A 2,641-nucleotide genomic window follows, 5' to 3' on the forward strand; every position below is an offset into this window, starting at 1 on the left:
AACGCTCGGCGCTATTGGTGATACGCCAGAAGATACGCTTCGCACCTTAACCGCCAGTTTAACTCAAGGCCAAGAAGATAAACAAAAAATGGCGCTAGAGCTTGCACGCACGCAATCCGAGCTGGAAGCGCAAAAAAACGAAAGCTCTGCACAAATTGAAGCGATGAGCAATCGCTTTAATCAGCAGCTTGAGCAGATAGAGAAAAAACTCTCGAGTAATTTGTCTGAGCTCAAAAACCGTCAGAACGATATCGCTATCGAGGTGCCAGAGTTTGAGCTAGAGCAGCTCGGCATTGCCTCTGGACGAGAAAATGGCGTGGATGAATGGTCCCCACCGGCCACAACGACTACGTCCTCCGAGCTTATCTGGACCGAACCGATGGACGCCAAAAAAGATGAAGTTGGCCAATGGATAACGCCTTTAATGCAAGGCGCCGCGGCGCTGCAAGAGAGAGTGTCAGCAATGGGCGAACCATTTGATGCCAGCAGCCCTCAAAGTACGCCTGTCTATACCTTACATCGTGGGGCGATGCTTGGTGACGCCACCTCTTTAACGGCGCTGATGGGGCGAATTCCTGTTAATGGCCAAGTGACCAGTCCTTATCCTTTTTCCATGGTAATTGGAGCAAAAAACCTATTGGCGAATGGCTTTACCTTGCCAGAGGTACAAGGGGCGATTGTGACCGGCACCGTGACGGGGGATTGGAGCTTGAAGTGTGTGCGCGGCGCGGTGGAATCAATAGATTTTATTCGCACTGACGGCACGATTTTGTCTTACCCAGAAGTGCAGGGAGCCATTAGCTCAGATTTTGATGGGAGCAGTGTACAAACCCAAGATTTGGGTTATCTGGCTGACCCAAATGGCAATCCGTGTCTGACCGGCATTCGCATCTCAAATGCGCCGCAATACCTCACCACCAAGGGATTGCTTGATGCGGCCACTGCCGCGGCGAAAGCTGCTGCCACCGCGCAGCAAACCATTTCCGTGGATGGTGGGACAAGCACCTCTGCGCTCACCGGCAGTGCGATGAAAAATGCCGCCGGTGAATCTGCTGCCGCTTTGACAGGCACCGTCTCTGACTTTATTCAATCTCGCATGGGCTCAAGCTTTGACATCATCTACGTCGAGCCAGGCGTAAAAGCGGCGATTCATCTTCGTCAACCCATCACGCTCTCGGTGCCAGAAGTACCTTATCGCGTGCGTTACCAAACTTCCACACAAGGGGCTTCTTATGCGCTGCCGTAATTTTTTGTTATTAACGCTACTGAGCGTAGGTGCGGGGTTAACGGGTTGTTCAACCTCGCAAGAGGCGGTACTGCCACAACCTGACACCAATGTTGAACAAGTTTGGCACGAGACCATGCAAGGTGAGGCGAGTGAGGTCAAGGCGTGGGGCGCGCTTAAAAGGCCATTAACCCCACAAACACTAGCGGCTCGCCAAAGCGATTACACCCGAGATAGCTGGCGTGAAACCATTAACCTGTTTCCGCGTCTGCCCAATCCTGATGTGGTGATGTACGTCTTACCTCATCGCGTGGGCAATCTTCCGGTGCCCGGGTATAGCACGGTTTTTCCTTTGTATGAGCGCATGCATTACGCAACGCCTGCCCAGGCGCCGGCCACTCTTCCAAGGGAGGCTTGGTGATGCTTGAGCGCATGAAAAACAAAGTCACTTCTTTTTTTAATGAAGGGTTGGAGCATGGCGTTGAACCACTGAGCTACAGTGTGCCGCCCTCTTTTGCTTCGCAATTGCCGTGGATAGAAGTGGGTGAGCAAGGGCTGGTGCAGCTCGAAGATGCGCGCTCTTTAGGTTTGTTCTTTACCATTACGCCACTGCCAACCGAGGATAAAACCCAATCACAGCTCAATGCGGTGGTGCGTCATGTGGCGCACACACTCACGACTTTGTGTGACGATGAAAACCCATGGATAGTGCAGCTTTTTGCCCGAGACATTGACCGCTTTGGTGAGGTGCATGAACGCCTTTTGCAACAGGCAAGGGTGAAAGACGCCTTTACCCAAGTGGTATTGGAAGAAGACCAGCGCCACTTTGACATCATTGGTCGTGAGCAGGGGATTTTTGCGGTCAACAGCCGACCTTGGCGCGCGCGTGAGCGTCAGGTGCGATTGGCTATCTATCGCTGGATGCCCGAAAAAAGCACAGCGGCTGAGCTGGATAAAAACCGCTCACAACTAAAAAGCTTGCGCCGCCGCTTGCTAAGCCCTAATGCGTTGCTAGACCAAGGAATAGGCATTAGTGCTTGCTCAGGACAGGCGGCGTTTGAGTGGCTTAGCCCGTTTTTCAATCCATCGGGAATTCGAGGAGAGACGCTGCGTTATCGTCCTTCGCGCTCAATGATAGACCAAGATTTCTCTGAGCGTTTGCTTCGTAGCGGGGTTCGCTCTGATGCAGAAAATGGGATTTGGTGGTTTGATGGCGATAAGCCGGTTGCCAATCGCGTCATGGAGCTCGATACCTGGGATAACGACGCCTTTTTAGCGGGCGCTATCTTTGGTGAAGTGGTGCCAGATGAAGGCGAAGCGCCTCGTCCGCAAAGTGTGGTCTTTGATGACCTACCACCAGGCACCATGATGGCCATGACCTTGCTGCCTCAAACTAAATCGAAAGCGCGTGAGCGT

At 52.7% G+C, this 2,641-nt stretch carries 3 protein-coding genes; all 3 read left to right on the forward strand.

The window, feature by feature from the left end; all coding sequences use genetic code 11:
- A partial coding sequence (locus RH85_RS22055) for a TIGR03752 family integrating conjugative element protein (RefSeq protein WP_006712008.1) occupies positions 1-1,246 on the forward strand: 1,246 nt, incomplete at its 5' end.
- Positions 1,233-1,646: a TIGR03751 family conjugal transfer lipoprotein gene (locus RH85_RS09540; RefSeq protein ID WP_006712009.1), complete on the forward strand. Its 414-nt coding sequence runs from the start codon at positions 1,233-1,235 to the stop codon at positions 1,644-1,646. The genes RH85_RS22055 and RH85_RS09540, both read left to right, overlap by 14 nt.
- On the forward strand, positions 1,646-2,641 hold a 996-nt coding region (locus RH85_RS09545), incomplete at its 3' end, for a TraC family protein (protein WP_006712010.1). The genes RH85_RS09540 and RH85_RS09545, both read left to right, overlap by 1 nt.

The sequence above is a fragment of the Vibrio ichthyoenteri ATCC 700023 genome, assembly GCF_000222605.1.
GTDB classification, from domain to species: domain Bacteria; phylum Pseudomonadota; class Gammaproteobacteria; order Enterobacterales; family Vibrionaceae; genus Vibrio; species Vibrio ichthyoenteri.